Below are 16,063 nucleotides of genomic sequence, written 5' to 3' on the forward strand. Positions count from 1 at the left end.
AAACACTTTTGTTAAAAATGCAAAAAACTACAGCGTTAACCTGGGTGCTATAAAGTCTAAAAACGCTAATACTCGTGATGACACACCGCTGTTTTGATAATACACCGCATGTACTTTTTCGCGGCGATTAGGGCTTAGTACTTCGCCTTCGAGCACTTTTACTAAACGGCCTGCTTTTAAATCTTCGTGGATCATAAATTCCGACAACAAGGTAATGCCATGACCTTGAATACAAAGCTGACGCACAGTTTCACCACTTGATGCACTGATTGAAAATTTCAGGTCTAACGGCGTGGTTAGCGGCCAGTGGTTTAAATGCGGCGCATCGGTAAAACCAATAAGCTGGTGCGAGGCTAAGTCGGTTAGCTCATTTAATGGCGGTGCCGCTTTTAAATAATCAGGGCTGGCAACGAGCTGTAGTTTGCTAACTCCCAAAGTGCGCGCATGCAAGTTTGAGTCAGCAAGCTCGCCAATACGAATAGCAATATCGGTTTTATGCTCAAGCAAATCGATAATGTTGTCGTGGCTGGTGATCTCAAGTTTTATATCAGGATAAGTTTGGTTAAAGGCTTTTAAATGTGGCGCTAATTGATGAAACACAAAAGGACTTGCAGCATCGACTCTTAATTTTCCTGATGGGGCGCAGTGCAGAAGCTTTAAGGCCTCTTCGCCTTGTGCGAGCTGACTCAGTGCTTCTCTAGCATAGCCTAAAAATAACTGACCTTCTTCGGTTAGCTCAATGCGCCTTGTGGTGCGGTTGAATAAGGTAACGTTTAATGATTTTTCGAGCCGAGTTACCGCCCGTGATATTTTTGCAACTTGCTCATCGAGAGCATTGGCTGCGCTTGAGAAACCACCGGTATCAACCACGCTAATAAATGCTTCTAAATCTTGGGTGTTGGAGATCACGCTCATGGCTTTACCTTTTCATTTTTGACAAAAGTATTTTGTCACTACTGCTATTTTTTGCAAATTTAATTTTAGCCACAATAGCCGCACTTTCAAAATTAAATAGAGGATTTGTGATGCCAATAGCATTACTAGCGTTGACTCTCAGTGCGTTTGCCATAGGCACCACTGAGTTTGTGATTGTCGGCTTAGTGCCAACTATTGCTGATGATTTAGCGGTTTCGTTACCGAGTGCCGGGCTACTTGTAAGCTTGTATGCTTTGGGTGTTGCGGTGGGGGCGCCAGTATTAACCGCGCTTACCGGACGCTGGAATCGAAAACATGTATTACTTAGCTTAATGAGCCTATTTGTAATCGGTAATTTACTGGCTTGGCAAGCACCTAGTTATGGCAGTTTGATCACAGCAAGGATTCTAACTGGTCTTGCCCATGGGGTGTTTTTCTCAATTGGTTCAACGATCGCTACTGGGCTTGTTAGTAAAGATAAAGAAGCTAGTGCCATTGCGATTATGTTTACCGGTTTAACGGTTACATTAGTAACCGGTGTGCCATTAGGGACTTGGATTGGTCAGCACTTTGGTTGGCGAGCGACCTTTTTAGTAGTGTCTTTACTGGGCTTAATTGCACTTGTTGGTAGCGCGTTTTTAATTCCGAGCAACTTAAAGCAGAGTAAACCGGCAACTTTGAGTGAGCAGCTAAAAGTAATGGTGCAGCCTAGGCTTTTACTCGTGTACTTGATGACCATACTTGGTTATGGCGGCACATTTACTGCCTTTACCTATTTAGCGCCTATTTTAGAGCAGCAAACTGGTTTTGCATCAGCCACTATTAGCTTAATCATGCTGGTATATGGGGTATCGGTTGCTGTTGGTAATATTTATGGCGGTAAGTTAGCCGATAAAAAAGGCCCCATTAGTGCGCTGACCATTATCTTTAGTGCTTTGAGTATTGTGCTGTTAGTGCTGACCTTTACCATGCAATCTAAAGTGGCTGCGGTACTGACCATACTTGTATGGGGGGCATTTGCGTTTGGTAATGTGCCTGGGCTGCAAGTCTATGTGGTTAAACTTGCCGAAAAGTTCACCCCCAATGCCGTCGATGTGGCATCAGGGTTAAACATTGCAGCGTTTAATATCGGGATTGCGCTAGGCTCAGTGTTAGGTGGCGTTGTCGTTGAAAACTACTCATTGCAAGACACAGCTTGGATTGGCGCTATCATCAGTTTAGCTGCGTTAATTGCAACACGTTACAGCGGTTATTTAGATAAACGCGAGACCCTAAAGCCACAAACAGCTTAAACTAAAATATTGATAGTTCGGGGCTTTGTCGTTATTTTAGGTGCGTAGTTTGATAATTAGTCAATAACTAAAACCACAAGGAATAACGATGAAGCACCTTTATTTTCTGGCTATTTGTTTGTTTAGCACATTTAGCAGCCAAGCAAAGCAAGTTAACCCAGAGCTTACAGCATTAGCACAGCAGTACTTTAATACCATGGTTGCAACACAAGCACCGAATGCCACCAACAAAGAGTTAGAAGCCTTTTTAGCTTTATTAACTGACGATGTAGCAAATCAACACTTACCTTATCAAACAGATGATTCTAGAGAGCCAGATGGCAAAGCGATGATGCGTAAAGGTATGACTTTTTACCTTGGTGCGCACACTGAATACCAAGCAAATTTACTCGATACCTTTATTTTTAATAATTCTGCCATTGCCTTACGTTATACCCATCATGCTAAAGGTATACACCCGCAAAACCAGCAAGAAATTGAATACACGCAAACCATTATGGATGTGCTCGAAATAGAAGATGGCAAAATAGCGGTTATTCGTAAATACCACGAATGAACTTTGCTTTAACACGAGCGCTTTTATAAGCGCTTTTTTATTAAAAATACCCCCGCAATAAATTTTCTATTTTTTCCGCATTTCAGCCTAAATTAATACTTTTTAGGCTTCATTTTGAATAAATTTAAAACTTTTTTATATATCAAATAATAAACGTAAGAACAGTGGGTTAGCTTAATTTACGAGTGTAGCTTTGCGGCTGTTTACAATTTGTCAACCTTGAATTGCCATGCTGATTACCTTAACCTTTATTTTAATTGAACGTTCAATCAATAAAAAATTATGCCGAAAGTTGGAATGGAACCTGTTCGTCGTCAGCAGTTAATTGACGCCACAATAGAGTCGGTTGCAGAGCTTGGTTTGCAAGGCACCACCATAAATAGCATTAGTAAAAAGGCAGGCTTATCGTCTGGCATTATCAGTCATTATTTTGGTGGCAAGCAGGGCTTAATTGAAGCCACTGTGCGTTATTTATTGACGAGTTTAAAGCAAGCTCTGATGAATCAAGTAACGCCGCACACTAGCCCAGAGCAACGATTAATGTTTATCGTTGAAGCAAACTTTTCGCGCATTCAGCAGCAAAGCAATAACACCAAAACTTGGTTGAGCTTTTGGGCGCATTCAATGCACGACGCCCAGTTGCATCGCTTACAAAACGTAAATAGTAAACGTTTATTTAGTAATTTATTAAGCTCATTCAAACAGTTAATGAGCGATAGCGATGCCAACTTAGCTGCTGAGTTAAGTGCAGCCATGATCGATGGTTTATGGCTAAGAGCCGTATTAAGTAAGTCAGACCATGATCAATTCGAACATTGTGAGCAATTAGTAAAAGACTACATTCGTTCACTGATAAAACAGTATGGAGCCTAAAATGACCACACCTGTTTACGAAAATTTTATAAATGGCCACTTTTTGAAAAATCAAACTGGCGATACTTTTGCAGTAAAGAACCCTGCAACAGATGAAGTAATTTATCACGTTGAAATCGCCGATGAGTTTATTCAAAACGCGGCAATCGAAAGCGCAAAACAAGGCTTTGCAGCGTGGTCTGCAATGACGCCAATTGAGCGTAGCCGCATTTTATTAAAAGCCGTGGCAATCTTACGCGAACGTAATGATGAACTGGCAAAAGTTGAAGTACTTGATACGGGTAAGCCATGGCAAGAAGCTGAGTGTGTTGATGTTGAAACTGGCGCCGATGTAATTGAGTATTTTGCTGGTCTTGCGCCTGCACAAGTGGGTCAGCAACAAATGGTTGGCAATGACTTTTACTACACACGTAAAGAGCCTCTTGGTATTTGTGCCGGTATTGGTGCATGGAACTACCCTCTGCAAATTGCTTGTTGGAAATCAGGCCCGGCACTGGCTGCGGGTAATGCGGTTATTTTCAAACCTTCAGAAGAAACACCACTTGGCGCAATTAAACTTGCAGAGATTTTCATCGAAGCGGGTGTACCTGCTGGCGTATTTAACGTTGTGCAAGGCGCTGCTGAAGTAGGGCAATGGTTAACAGCAAACCCAAATATTGAAAAAGTGTCGTTCACTGGTGAAGTGGGCACAGGCAAAAAAGTGATGGCAAGCGCTGCTGGTTCACTTAAAGATGTGACCATGGAGCTTGGCGGTAAGTCACCGTTATTAGTATTTGATGATGCCGATGTATCTCAAGCTGTTAGTGCGGCAATGTTAGGTAATTTTTATACGCAAGGTGAAATCTGCACTAACTGTACGCGCATTTATGTGCACAAAAATGTTTATCAGCAGTTTATTGATGAGCTGAAAACACGCACTGAGCAAAATATTATTGCTGGCGACCCAATGGATCCTGAGGTGAATTTAGGGGCGCTTATCTCTAAAAAGCATCAAGAGCTTGTACTTGGCTATATCGATAAAGGTATTCAAGAAGGCGCAACCTTGCTAACCGGCGGTAAGGCATTGTCACCTGCATCTGCACCAAACGGTTACTTTGTGGAGCCGACCGTTTTTGTCGACTGTAAAGACGACATGACCATAGTTAAAGAAGAGATCTTTGGCCCAGTAATGAGTGTGTTGGTGTTTGATGATGAAGATGACGTTATTCAGCGTGCAAACGATACCCACCTAGGCTTAGCCGCAGGCGTGTTCACTAAAGATATTCAGCGCGCACACCGCGTGATCCATCAATTACAAGCCGGTATTTGTTGGATAAACAGCTATGGTAATTCACCTGCTGAAATGCCTGTAGGTGGTTACAAGCAATCAGGTATTGGCCGTGAAAACGGTATCGAAACTTTAGATCACTATACCCAAACTAAATCGATTTATGTGGGTATGAGCAATATAGAGAGTCCATTTTAATGAGTACACAGAACTATGATTACATCATAGTCGGTGCTGGCTCAGCAGGCTGCGTGTTGGCAAACCGACTATCAGCAGACCCTTCGAATAAGGTGTTATTACTTGAAACGGGTGGTAGCGATAAAAGCATTTTTATAAAGATGCCTACCGCGCTATCAATCCCAATGAATACTGACAAATATGCATGGCAATTTCATACCGAGCCAGAGCCATATTTAGATAACCGTCAAATGCACTGCCCACGAGGTAAGGTGTTAGGTGGCTCATCATCGATTAATGGCATGGTCTATGTACGTGGTCATGCCAAAGATTTTGATGAGTGGCAGCAACACGGCGCTAATGGTTGGGATTATCAAGCATGTTTACCGTACTTTAAACGTGCGGAATCATTCTACTTAGGTGGTAACAGTTACCGTGGCGATAACGGCCCATTAGGGGTTAATAACGGTAATGAAATGGCTAACCCGCTTTATAAAGCCTTTATCAAAGCGGGCCAACAAGCAGGTTATGCGCAAACTGATGACTACAATGCAGCCCAGCAAGAAGGTTTTGGGCCAATGCATATGACAGTTAAAGATGGCGTAAGAAGCTCTGCTAGCCGTGAGTTTTTAGACCCAGTTAAGTCACGTAAAAACTTAACGCTAGTCACCGGTGCTTTAGCTGAAAAAGTTTTGCTAGAAGGCAAAAAAGCCGTGGGCGTTGAGTATTCAGTATCAGGCTCTAAGCAGCAAGCATTTGCAGCAAAAGACGTTATTTTAAGTGCGGGCCCAATTGGTTCACCGCATATTCTGCAATTATCAGGTATTGGTGATAAAGACATCCTGAGCGAAGCGGGTGTTGAGGTTAAACATCACTTACCAGGTGTTGGCCAAAACTTACAAGACCACTTGGAGTTTTACTTCCAATATAAGTGTAAGCAACCAATTACTTTAAACGGCAAATTAGGCCTTGTTTCAAAAGGGCTAATTGGTGCTCGTTGGTTATTAAATCGCTCAGGTTTAGGGGCGACTAACCATTTTGAATCATGTGCATTTATTCGCTCAAAACCGGGTGTTGAATGGCCAGATATTCAGTATCACTTTTTACCAGCAGCCATTCGTTATGACGGTAAGAGTGCCTTTGATGGTCATGGTTTCCAAGTTCATGTTGGGCATAACAAACCAAAAAGCCGTGGTGCGGTGACAATTAAGTCGGCGGATCCACAGGTTGCGCCTAAGATCCAATTTAACTACTTACAGCATAAAGATGACATTGAAGGCTTTAGAGCTTGCGTACGTCTAACTCGTGAGATTATTGAACAGCGTGCGTTTGATGAGTACCGCGATGATGAAATTCAACCAGGTAAAGATGTTCAAAGCGATGAAGAAATCGATGCTTTTGTTCGTCAAGCGGTTGAGAGTGCTTACCATCCGTCATGTTCGTGCAAGATGGGTGAAGATGAGATGGCCGTGGTTAACTCGCAAACTCAAGTGCACGGTATCGAAGGTTTACGGGTTGTGGATTCATCTATCTTCCCAACCGTTCCAAACGGTAATTTAAATGCGCCAACCATTATGGTGGCAGAAAAAGCGGCGGACCACATTTTAGGTAAGCCTGTGTTATCGGCATCAACTGCAGATGTTGCCATGGAAAAACAATGGCAATCAACGCAGCGTAGTTCGGAGATCTAATAAGGCCACCCGCAGTTTCGGCTGTGGGGCTTGCAGTGGCGCGCATCACGAGTTGTTTGTGGTGCGTTAATGCGAGGAATAAAACTGGAGAAACAATGAAGTATTATTACTTATTTTGGGGGGGTAACTATGACCTTTTGGCTTAGTGCTGGCATCATTTTTACCCTGTTAGCAATTGCGGTTATTTTATTTAAATGGGGTACGGTTAGGTGTGTTGGCGTCACACCAGTTAGAACGTTTACGTTCATTGCAATTTTATTTACATCGGGCCTAGATGTTGGCTTGATTATGTTTCCACTGACAGAGTTTGCAGGTTATGCAGACATAAAAGCAAGCCCAGAGTATGCGTTTGCCAATCCATTAGCCATCGAGTTTGGTTTTTGGGGCTTCTTGATCTGGGGATTTTATTTCCTTACGTGCTTTTATTTCTGTGTAATAGAACCCAAAGTAAAGTTCTTTGAAATTGCTTTGGTAAAACTAATTAATAACGTTGTTATTATTGGGACATGCGCATTTACTGCATTTTTACTGCTGTCGAATTTGCCTTGGTATTTACCGTCGCTCGGTGATGGCGAGTCAATTATTCCGACATTCTACTTAATGGTGTTTGCAGCGATTTGTTTTGCTGTGTATTCAAGCACAGACATTAAGTATGTACGCTTTTTAAGTATTTCGACTACTTGGTTGTTTATCGCTTTAATCACATTTATGTGGTTCGGTGCCTTTGTTGGGTCTGATGCACAAACATCAGCATTTGTTGATAACCTTACGTTGATCGGTGGTTACTTTGGCAACATCAATGAGTTTGTATTACCACTGAATGATTACCATGCCTTCTACCTGTTTTGGTGGTTTGCTTGGAGTATTATGATTGGTCAATTTACCTCGCGCTTTGTGGGTGGCTTAAAAACTTACCAAGTGCTGGCGGCTATGTTGATTTTCCCGTCTATTCCAATCGCTATCTGGTTTAGTGTTTTGTATCAATACCATGAAGCGGGTATTGCAACAGCAGGCTTGAAAAACATCGCTATGGTGTTTGTTGGTGTGGTGTTTGTGATCAACTCACTTGATTCTTTGATCCGTTTATACACAGATAACCTAAACTTAACGGTGAAACGTTTTGGTAAGGTTAATTATATTGTCTTAAATGTGGTGGCGCTTTCGTTATTAACCCTGCTGTTTAAGTTCGACTTTTTACAGATCCAATGGGTTGGCGCGCTAGTTATTGCGTTATTTTTCGGCTGTGCTGCCTTTATTGGCTACAGCAAGTTAAAAACAGTGAAAAATATCGAAGGTTCACCAAAAGACAATAAATTAGATTACACAAAAATAGAAACAGTTAGCTAAGGGAAACCAACATGACAACAAGACAAACAGTATTAGCAGCAGCGTTGCCATTGGCATTACTATCGACATCAGCCATGGCTGACTTATCTACTACGGTTACATTGGCATCAGATTACACCTTCAATGGTGTCAGCCAAACCATGAATGACCCAGCGATTCAAGGCAGCTTAGATTATGCCTTTGCAGATTCAGGTATGTATGTAGGTACGTGGGCTTCAAATGTAGATTTTGGCGATGGCACTGACATTGAATGGGATGCGTATTTTGGTAACTATGCTGAGTTAACGGATGCCCTTAGTGTTGATTATGGTATTGCTTACTACTCTTACCACGGTGAAGATTACTCAAGCGATGGCAACTACCCAGAGGTGTATTCGAAATTTGGTTATGCCAGCAGCATTGGGCAAGTAGAGCTTAATTTTTGGTATACTTGGGACTATTTTGGTACTGGTGCAGGCCATTTAATTTACATGCTAGCGCACACATTTGAAGTAGCGCCAAACCATGCAATTCGTGCCAGCTTTGATGTATCTAATTCATTAGATGGCGATAAGTTTAGCTGGGATGGCAGCGATAAGTCATATAAGCATTATCGTTTAGCGTATCAAACGAGCTATGCAGGGTTTGATATTGAAATTGCAGGTGAGAATACCAGTATTGATTCTGAGTATGCAGACGAGCGGATTGTCGCGTCTATTTCGCGTAGCTTTGATTTGTAAGCACAGCTTTAATATAAAAACGGCTAACCTTGGTTAGCCGTTTTTTTATGCCTAGAATCTGAAAGTTAAATCTCTTCGCCTTCGTGTTGCATCGCTAAATCATCAAGCTCTGCAAGAGTGTAATCAAAGCCACTGGTATCGACTTCGTAGCGTATTTTTACGCCATAACCCCCTTGGCAAAGACTCGCAGTAACTTTAGCCACTGACCAATGCTTAAGCTTGTTTAAAAACCGATTGGCGGTTTGCTGTGAGTCAAAGCGATAACTGACTTGCGATTCCATCTCTTTTCTAGCCTAAAATTTTTTCGAGAGTGTATGAAATTGCTCTGTTTAAATCAATTGCTCATTGAAAAACGCCAATGTGCGCTGCCATGAAAGCTCTGCCTGTTTTTCATCATAACGAGAGGTAGAGTCGTTATGAAAGCCATGGTTTGCTTTTTCATACATGTGCATAGTGTAAGGCACTTGATGCGCTTTTAAATCGCTCTCGTATTCAGGCCAAGTTGCATTAACGCGGTTATCAAGCTCGGCTAAGTGTACAAGTAGTGGAGCTTTGATATTTTGTCTCAGCTCTTTAACGGCCGGAGTGCCGTAATAAGGCACGCCCGCATCAATTAATTTGCTATCAACAGCTGCTAAGTAGTTAACCATATAACCACCAAAGCAAAAGCCTACCGCACCAAGTTTGCCGTTACTATTTGGGTGTTTTTTTATGTATTCTGCTGCGGCTATAAAGTCTTGTTGGATTTTTTGTTTATCCATAGAGCGCTGCATGGCGCGGCCTTCATCATCATTACCGGGGTAGCCACCAAGAGGGTGTAATGCATCTGGTGCAAAGGCAATAAAACCAGCTTTGGCAAGGCGGCGAGCAACATCTTTAATATAAGGGTTTAAGCCTCTGTTTTCGTGGATCACTAACACTATTGGGTGCTTACCCGTTAAATTAGCGGGTTTGACTAAATAACCTTTACCTTCGCCGTGACCTTTAAACGAATCAAAGGTTTTATAGCTGGCTTTAATATCAGGGTCATTAAAGGATACTTGCTCAGCTAATGCATAGTTTGGCAATAAAGCGCTACTTAGCATTGCCATTGAGTAGCCAAGGGCAGCTAAACCCCCCAGTTTTTTCATAAAGGTGCGACGGTCCATTAAGCCATGGGCGTATTCATCGTACCAATCGAAAGCTTCTTGGGGAATGTGGTTATGGCGTTGCTCAGTCATACTTATATCCTTTAAAAACGAGTTAGGTTTATAACTTTAGCTGAAATATCAGCGATTAACAGCCAGTTGCTTTGTTTGTATTACCACATCCATAAAGCGGCGCTGCCAAATGGCCTTAAAGGCTTTGTTGAATAAGTATAAAAAAATCAACGGCATTATTAGCAGCTTTAAAATCAGCAGTGACAAGATATTCAAAAAGTCGATAAATAAGTCTTCGACGGCAGCTACCATATTGCTAATGCCAGAGGTAACGGTGTCTATAATTTTACTCACCTGCGACGATTGGTCTTGATTGAGTGATGCATTTAAGTTTTCTAGTTGTTCGTTTAAGGCGTCTTTGTTTTGGTTTAGCTGTCTTTGCTGGTTTAGCACCGCATTAAATTGCTCAGTTAGTTGCTGCTTTTTATCGAGTAATGGCTTGGCTTGTTCAAGCTCAGTAAAGGTCAGTCGCTCAGACAAACTGCGGGTAGCTTGAATCGCTTCTATTTGGGTATCGACCTCTGTTAGCTTAACTTTGAGTTCTGTCGCTTGCTGGTGGTTCTTAATCTGCTGCTCATTTAATAGAGAGAGCTTGTCGAAGATGGTTTGTTTTTCACTATCGACCTCGGCCTTTAGCTTGGCTGATAGGGCAGAGGCATTATTTGCACTGCTATTTACTGTCTCGACTTTTTCGCTCACGATTTCACTTTGCTGGTTTATTTGCTCATCTAAGAATATCTGGCTAACAAGGCCTGTTGTCAGCACCACTGCTGGCACTAAAAAACGAATTAAAATAAGGCTCGCCATAATTTTATGGCGCAAGTTAGGTAAATAGTTACGCCATTCACAAATAAAGTAAGCGACGACCGAAACAGTAAATACACTGCTAAAAATAACCCCCGAAGAAATAGTGTATAAAATGCGTTGTAAAAATAATGAGCCGATAGCGAGGCGCATGGCATCTGACATGTATTCTGCTAAGTCATTTACTGGGTCGAGTAATTGTGCAGGTTGAATACTGGCAATACCAATGCCCACTTCGGCTGATTGCAACAGCGATATAGCAGCATTAACTGTACGAGATGATGCGTACACTAGGGTTGATTGCATAAGGGCGTTGTCGATAAAGCGCATGATGAAATGGTTATAATGCTCTAGCCAACAAAGAAGTAGCAGTATTGTAAGAGATAAATACTTGATAATATGTTGTTTAGTTAGCATAACGCCCCCGACAGTTAGTAAGCTTCTTCACGCTACACTATTCATAGCCATTGAAGCAATCTAATAGGATTGAATTATTTTGCCGATTAACTGTCTATGAATTGCTATTAATCGCTTTAGAGGAAATATGAAAGAACCTGCATCAATTGGCCAGTGCTGTATTGAAGATTTAGACCCAGTGCAAGACTTAGGTCGTTTAGTCTCTTATTTGCGTTCAAACCTGGTGACTCATCTTGATGATGCTTTAGAGGATAAAGAGCTAACGTCGGCCCAATACATAGTGGTTGTGCTACTTGCGCGTGGCAAAGTAAATACCTTGGCTGAGCTGTGTGAGCACATGGTGTATGACCGTGGTGCCATGAGTCGATTACTTTCTCGTTTAGAAGATAAGGGCTTAGTTGCTAAAAAGCAGTCAGTTGAAGATCGCCGTTCAACTCTTTTATACCTGACTGAAAAAGGCCAACAGCTCTATCCAGAAATTTTACCAACCGTGAATGATATCTATCGTAAAGCACTCACAGGCTTCTCTGATGACGAGCAAAAGCAACTTGCTAGCTTGTTGTTTAGAGCAATTCATAATTTAAAAGCATAAATTTCTATAAGCGGTACGTTGTCGCTGTTAGCGCATTTTGATAATATAGTTGCCTAGGCATTTAATTTTAACAAGTCCGGGTTGTTATGTTCGAATCATCTTTGCTTGCACAGCTTCACGCTCAATTTCCAGCTCATCAATTTAACCCAGAAGGTTTGTCGGTTGTTCACACAGGCCGTTTTGCCAATGCCATTGTTTATCGTTATAAAGACGCGCAATTTGACTTAATTATTAAAGACTTTCAGCACAGCCCATGGTGGGTAAGAAAAACCATCGCGCCGCTTTTTATCAATCAAGAGTACAAGGGGCTGGCACGCCTGCAAGACGTAGATGGAGTGGTCGATAACTTTTGTCGTTTGTCATCAATTGCTATTGCTTATGATTTTATTGAAGGCACGCCACTTCGCCAGCTTGTCATGCAACAGCAGCATTTATCGGGTGAGTTCTTTAAAGAGTTTGAGCGCTTAGTAGCAAAAATGCACCGCCGAGGCGTGGTGCACCTCGATTTACGTAATTTGGGAAATGTGATTTGTTCGACAGATGGCAAGCCTTACATTATTGATTTTCAGTCAGCGATTCGCTTTGCACGGTTTCCGCGCTGGTTACAGCGTTTTATGCGTGGTGCCGATATGAGTGGGGTTTATAAAGCATGGCAGAAGCTAGCCAATGATTCGTTACCGCAAACAAAGGCGGATTATTTACACGACTTTAATCATGTTCGTAAGCGTTGGATCTTTAAAGGATATCCGCTACAACGCGCTTATTTATGGTGTAGTGGGGCTGTGACTCAGATTCTTAATTCTGACTTTATTCGTAGTATTTTTGAAAGGTTTTAAAAAGCGCGTTTGCACGCGCTTAGTGGGGAGAACTAGTATTTAGGCCAACCATTAGCATCCCAGTTAAGAGTACTAATAAGAAGCTTTGGTCTGCCATTATCACCGGCATCATAGGCATGACGAACAATCACATCGGTATTTAGAATATCTTGCCCACCCGGGCCTACCCATTGATTATTACCTGCATCAAGAATGCTACCGCCACCAGATAACAGATTATTGCCATTTTTATCTAGGTAAGGGCCGCGAATATCGGTAGAACGACCGTATGCAATGCGGTAGGTGCTGTTAGTGCCTTCACAACATTTACCCATTGATACAAATAAGTAGTAGTAACCTTGGCGATAGATAATCGTGGGCGCTTCAATACCACCTGGACGACTTGCCAATGAGTAAATTTGACCAAATGGTTTCATCGTTATTGGGTTGATACGTGTTAGTTTAATACCCGAGTTCCATGAGCCAAATGTTAGCCAAGGTGCACCATCTTTTGCCACCACAAGATCGGGGTCAATAGCGTTGTAATTATTGCTATTGGTGGTGTTGATCACTAAACCATCATCACGCCAATCGCCTGCAGCAACACTGCTGGCTGATGCTAAACCGATAGCACTGACTCGGGAACCAAAGGTCGAAATGGCATAATAGAGCCAGCTACGATTATTGTAGCGTTTTAATTCAGGCGCCCAGACATCAATTCCATCATGATCAGGCACATAGTTCTCCCACCAAGCAAGTCCATTAGGAAAAACAGGTAAAGCATCATTCCAGGCCACACCATCACTTGAGTATTTACCATAAATTCCTGGGCCAGTTTGAAAAATCCACCAGGTGCCATTTTCATAGCCAATAGTCGGATCATGGGTGACTAAACTACCAGTCAGTGGCCAGTGATCTGCTGCGCCATTGGTTGTTGATGGATCAAAAGGGGTTGATTCAACATTGGCAAGTTTGGTTAGCTGCCATTGCTGCGCATCGCTGCCGTTGTAGCTCCACTGGCTAATATTTGCGCCATCGTTGCCATTAAATTCATATAAGTCGAGCGCTTTACCACTGTGATCATTGATAAAGCTGTAATAGCCGCTTCCTTCATCATTTATTTGCCAGTGTTGGCTGGCGAGATTTGCATATTCGTACTGTACAACATTGCCACCGTCGGCTGTTGACCACTCATATACTTCTAGGGCCTTACCGCTGTTCAGGTTAATAACTGAATAATTATTACCACCAACATTGGTAATTAACCAGCGCTGGGTGTCGTGGTTAGTGTCAGCCCACTGACTAACATTTGCACCATCATTGGTTTGCGCGCTTTCTACTTCAACAAACTTAGCACTGTACTTTGATTTAATTGTATATACGCCATTATCAAGCGCATAAGCACTGGGAAGTATCAGTATTGTTGCAAAGCTAAACGCAGCGAGCGCTTTTTTTGAAAGTATCATTGTGTCTCCAAATCATTGTTATTGAGCTTTCCTTGTGTGTTTTGCTCCTTTGATTAGTTTTGATCTACAGCTAACAACCCAATTAAGAGCATTGGTGTAAATGCAAACTATTTATAATACTTTATTATATTATTACCTTTGTAAAGTTTTTCGGTAATAAAATTAACAAAAATTTTACCTTTAACTATTTAGGAAGGGATTTGAGTGTTTAGCTGAGATACAAAAAAGCCACTTAGTCAGTGGCTTTTCGGATGTTATTGAGTAATAAACTGACTGGGAATATCCCATTTGAGGGTATGCAGTTGGCCTTGCCAAGTTTGTATGGTGATCCACAGTTTATCATCTGCTGAGATAGTTTTAGGGGCTATCGCGTGGGCATGCTGACCGTGATTGGTGCCATGCATTATGCCTTCTTCATCTTTTGCAAACTCTGCCAGTGGCAAAGGTGACTGACCAATATTTAAATACGCCTGACGAATATTGCTTATGTCACCTTGATTAAAAGCAATAAAGAAGTCTTTAACGTATTCGTTGTGGTGTGAGTAAGGAGCATCTTCATTTAGCGGCATTGGAGCGATTTTAAATTCGCCTGCTTGCTGCTCTTGCCAAAGTGCAGGAAACTGAGGGTTCAATGATTGATAAATAAACCAAACAGGTAAAGCCAGTACTACAGCATGCAAAATATACTTTTTACGTTGCCACCAAGTTGCTTGTAAACGAGCCATTAATTTGCCTCCTGAACGTTATTTACTGGCGCAGCTTGGCGCGCTTTTACAGGTTTGTTATTTACTAATTTTGCGGCATACATCATAAAGCCCGTGATTGACATACCAGTTAAAATCAAACCAAAGATAAACCAAATAACTTTTGTCCACAGACCGCCAATATTACCGTAATGCAGTGGATCAGCGATATGCGAGAGGGTAAGAATTCCCGACATGGTTTCTGGGCTTTTACTTGCTGCAATTTCGCCAGTCCAAGGATTGATTGACGTTGAGTAGGCGTAGTTATCGTAGAAAATAGTATCGCCACTGCCCATGATATTAAACATGCCACGGTTATGCTCTGGCAGCATCACATAGCTAGGTTTGAAATCTGGGTATTTTTCTTTGGTAATAGCCAATGCCGCTTTTAAATCGGTAGGCGGTGTTTGTTTATCCGCAGGTAAAGTTGACACAGCCACTAGCGGTGCATGCTCTTCTATGTCCATTTCGTTATGCCACATGATGGCTTGAACTAAATACCACAAGCCAGTGAGTGCCATTACTGCCATAAACCAAATTGACCAAACGCCACTTAGGGTATGTAAATCTTTTAGAAAGGTTTTTTTGCCTTGGTTAAAACGCAGTTTTGGCTGGCTAAAGGCACGCCAAAAGTTTTTATAAATCACTAAACCAGTTACTAGTGCGCCTAAAATTACAAAAGCCATGGCGCTGACGAGGTAGTACCCAACGCTGTAACCTTCTTGCCAAGGGAAGAACAGCCAGCCGTGCAGGGTACGCATAAACTCGATAAACGATATTGTTGTATTAACTGCTTGTACTTCACCTGTGTATTGATTGACGTAGGCTACCGCGTATGGCTTATCGGTATCAGTGAAAATAACCGCATTAACCAGGTAAGGCTCGTAAGTGAGCACACTCATCACATCGGCGGTTGGGTAGGCTTTTTCAACGCTATTAATAACTTCATCAACCCCCAATGCTGGTAAGTCGTTAGGATTGTTTGCACGTGCCTCACTATTGGTGAGCCAAGTGAGCTCATGGCTTATCACAGACACAGTGCCTGTGACACAAATAAAGCAAAATAGCACCCATAAAGGAAGCGAAAACCAACCATGCAGTTGGAACCAAAGACGTTTACTCATGGTAAAAATAGCTCGACGTTAATTGATGATAGTAATTGTTATCATTCAAATTGTACTACAGTCTTT

General features: G+C 42.1%; 16 protein-coding genes. 9 read left to right on the forward strand and 7 right to left on the reverse strand.

Annotated features, from left to right (window positions below):
• Positions 1 to 27: 27 nt before the first annotated feature.
• Positions 28 to 915, reverse strand: a complete 888-nt coding sequence (locus QL229_RS06640; protein ID WP_281546621.1) for a LysR substrate-binding domain-containing protein — start codon at positions 913 to 915, stop codon at positions 28 to 30.
• Between the two features lie 110 nt (positions 916 to 1,025).
• Here QL229_RS06640 and QL229_RS06645 point away from each other — a divergent pair, with 110 nt between their 5' ends.
• The 7 genes from QL229_RS06645 (at position 1,026) to QL229_RS06675 (ending at position 8,837) form a co-directional block, all read left to right on the forward strand.
• A complete protein-coding gene (locus QL229_RS06645) occupies positions 1,026 to 2,207 on the forward strand; it encodes an MFS transporter (protein ID WP_281546622.1) in 1,182 nt (393 codons plus the stop codon).
• An 88-nt stretch (positions 2,208 to 2,295) separates the two neighbouring features.
• Positions 2,296 to 2,763, forward strand: a complete 468-nt coding sequence (locus tag QL229_RS06650; RefSeq protein ID WP_281546623.1) for a nuclear transport factor 2 family protein — start codon at positions 2,296 to 2,298, stop codon at positions 2,761 to 2,763.
• 282 nt (positions 2,764 to 3,045) lie between these two features.
• A complete protein-coding gene (betI, locus tag QL229_RS06655) occupies positions 3,046 to 3,636 on the forward strand; it encodes a transcriptional regulator BetI (protein ID WP_199527253.1) in 591 nt (196 codons plus the stop codon).
• A gap of 1 nt (position 3,637) precedes the next feature.
• The gene (gene betB, locus QL229_RS06660) at positions 3,638 to 5,101 is read left to right on the forward strand and encodes a betaine-aldehyde dehydrogenase (RefSeq protein WP_054554308.1); all 1,464 of its coding nucleotides are present in this window, start codon (positions 3,638 to 3,640) and stop codon (positions 5,099 to 5,101) included.
• A complete protein-coding gene (betA, locus tag QL229_RS06665) occupies positions 5,101 to 6,771 on the forward strand; it encodes a choline dehydrogenase (RefSeq protein WP_281546624.1) in 1,671 nt (556 codons plus the stop codon). Before betB ends, betA begins: the two co-directional genes overlap by 1 nt.
• Before the next feature lie 129 nt (positions 6,772 to 6,900).
• Complete coding sequence (locus QL229_RS06670; protein ID WP_135923765.1) at positions 6,901 to 8,118, forward strand: BCCT family transporter; 1,218 nt, start codon at positions 6,901 to 6,903, stop codon at positions 8,116 to 8,118.
• An 11-nt stretch (positions 8,119 to 8,129) separates the two neighbouring features.
• Positions 8,130 to 8,837, forward strand: coding sequence for a TorF family putative porin (locus QL229_RS06675; RefSeq protein WP_135923766.1), 708 nt, complete (start codon positions 8,130 to 8,132; stop codon positions 8,835 to 8,837).
• Between the two features lie 65 nt (positions 8,838 to 8,902).
• Here QL229_RS06675 and QL229_RS06680 read toward each other — a convergent pair whose 3' ends face one another.
• Genes QL229_RS06680 through QL229_RS06690 form a run of 3 tightly spaced genes read right to left on the reverse strand, consistent with a single transcriptional unit; the run spans position 8,903 to position 11,257 of the window.
• Complete coding sequence (locus QL229_RS06680; RefSeq protein ID WP_054562273.1) at positions 8,903 to 9,118, reverse strand: hypothetical protein; 216 nt, start codon at positions 9,116 to 9,118, stop codon at positions 8,903 to 8,905.
• Between the two features lie 48 nt (positions 9,119 to 9,166).
• Entirely contained in the window at positions 9,167 to 10,057 is an 891-nt protein-coding gene (locus QL229_RS06685; RefSeq protein WP_281546625.1) for a dienelactone hydrolase family protein, read from the reverse strand.
• A 48-nt stretch (positions 10,058 to 10,105) separates the two neighbouring features.
• Complete coding sequence (locus QL229_RS06690; protein WP_281546626.1) at positions 10,106 to 11,257, reverse strand: hypothetical protein; 1,152 nt, start codon at positions 11,255 to 11,257, stop codon at positions 10,106 to 10,108.
• A gap of 127 nt (positions 11,258 to 11,384) precedes the next feature.
• Between QL229_RS06690 and QL229_RS06695 the strand changes: the two genes are divergently transcribed.
• Both QL229_RS06695 and QL229_RS06700 read left to right on the forward strand, forming a co-directional pair.
• On the forward strand, positions 11,385 to 11,849 hold the full coding sequence (locus QL229_RS06695) for a MarR family transcriptional regulator (RefSeq protein ID WP_281546627.1): 465 nt from the start codon (positions 11,385 to 11,387) through the stop codon (positions 11,847 to 11,849).
• A gap of 86 nt (positions 11,850 to 11,935) precedes the next feature.
• Complete coding sequence (locus tag QL229_RS06700; RefSeq protein WP_281546628.1) at positions 11,936 to 12,685, forward strand: RIO1 family regulatory kinase/ATPase; 750 nt, start codon at positions 11,936 to 11,938, stop codon at positions 12,683 to 12,685.
• Between the two features lie 32 nt (positions 12,686 to 12,717).
• Here QL229_RS06700 and QL229_RS06705 read toward each other — a convergent pair whose 3' ends face one another.
• The 3 genes from QL229_RS06705 to QL229_RS06715 all read right to left on the reverse strand — a co-directional run bounded on the left by QL229_RS06705 (position 12,718) and on the right by QL229_RS06715 (position 16,006).
• A complete protein-coding gene (locus tag QL229_RS06705; protein ID WP_281546629.1) occupies positions 12,718 to 14,130 on the reverse strand; it encodes a family 43 glycosylhydrolase in 1,413 nt (470 codons plus the stop codon).
• 254 nt (positions 14,131 to 14,384) lie between these two features.
• Complete coding sequence (locus QL229_RS06710) at positions 14,385 to 14,855, reverse strand: hypothetical protein (RefSeq protein ID WP_281546630.1); 471 nt, start codon at positions 14,853 to 14,855, stop codon at positions 14,385 to 14,387.
• Entirely contained in the window at positions 14,855 to 16,006 is a 1,152-nt protein-coding gene (locus QL229_RS06715; RefSeq protein ID WP_281546664.1) for a PepSY-associated TM helix domain-containing protein, read from the reverse strand. The genes QL229_RS06710 and QL229_RS06715 overlap by 1 nt, the downstream gene beginning before the upstream one ends.
• Positions 16,007 to 16,063: the final 57 nt, after the last annotated feature.

Origin of the sequence: Pseudoalteromonas sp. PAR1 (assembly GCF_947311895.1) — a bacterium.
Taxonomy (GTDB): Bacteria; Pseudomonadota; Gammaproteobacteria; order Enterobacterales; family Alteromonadaceae; genus Pseudoalteromonas; species Pseudoalteromonas lipolytica_C.

Excerpts from the sequence above, each read along its gene's own strand:
- QL229_RS06670 (WP_135923765.1), top strand. The coding sequence starts at position 6,901 with ATGACCTTTTGGCTTAGTGCTGGCATCATTTTTACCCTGTTAGCAATT.
- betB (WP_054554308.1), top strand. The coding sequence starts at position 3,638 with ATGACCACACCTGTTTACGAAAATTTTATAAATGGCCACTTTTTGAAA.
- betA (WP_281546624.1), top strand. The coding sequence starts at position 5,101 with ATGAGTACACAGAACTATGATTACATCATAGTCGGTGCTGGCTCAGCA.
- QL229_RS06705 (WP_281546629.1), bottom strand. The coding sequence starts at position 14,130 with ATGATACTTTCAAAAAAAGCGCTCGCTGCGTTTAGCTTTGCAACAATA.
- QL229_RS06640 (WP_281546621.1), bottom strand. The coding sequence starts at position 915 with ATGAGCGTGATCTCCAACACCCAAGATTTAGAAGCATTTATTAGCGTG.
- QL229_RS06680 (WP_054562273.1), bottom strand. The coding sequence starts at position 9,118 with ATGGAATCGCAAGTCAGTTATCGCTTTGACTCACAGCAAACCGCCAAT.
- QL229_RS06650 (WP_281546623.1), top strand. The coding sequence starts at position 2,296 with ATGAAGCACCTTTATTTTCTGGCTATTTGTTTGTTTAGCACATTTAGC.
- QL229_RS06690 (WP_281546626.1), bottom strand. The coding sequence starts at position 11,257 with ATGCTAACTAAACAACATATTATCAAGTATTTATCTCTTACAATACTG.
- QL229_RS06700 (WP_281546628.1), top strand. The coding sequence starts at position 11,936 with ATGTTCGAATCATCTTTGCTTGCACAGCTTCACGCTCAATTTCCAGCT.
- QL229_RS06645 (WP_281546622.1), top strand. The coding sequence starts at position 1,026 with ATGCCAATAGCATTACTAGCGTTGACTCTCAGTGCGTTTGCCATAGGC.
- QL229_RS06695 (WP_281546627.1), top strand. The coding sequence starts at position 11,385 with ATGAAAGAACCTGCATCAATTGGCCAGTGCTGTATTGAAGATTTAGAC.
- QL229_RS06685 (WP_281546625.1), bottom strand. The coding sequence starts at position 10,057 with ATGACTGAGCAACGCCATAACCACATTCCCCAAGAAGCTTTCGATTGG.
- QL229_RS06675 (WP_135923766.1), top strand. The coding sequence starts at position 8,130 with ATGACAACAAGACAAACAGTATTAGCAGCAGCGTTGCCATTGGCATTA.
- betI (WP_199527253.1), top strand. The coding sequence starts at position 3,046 with ATGCCGAAAGTTGGAATGGAACCTGTTCGTCGTCAGCAGTTAATTGAC.
- QL229_RS06710 (WP_281546630.1), bottom strand. The coding sequence starts at position 14,855 with ATGGCTCGTTTACAAGCAACTTGGTGGCAACGTAAAAAGTATATTTTG.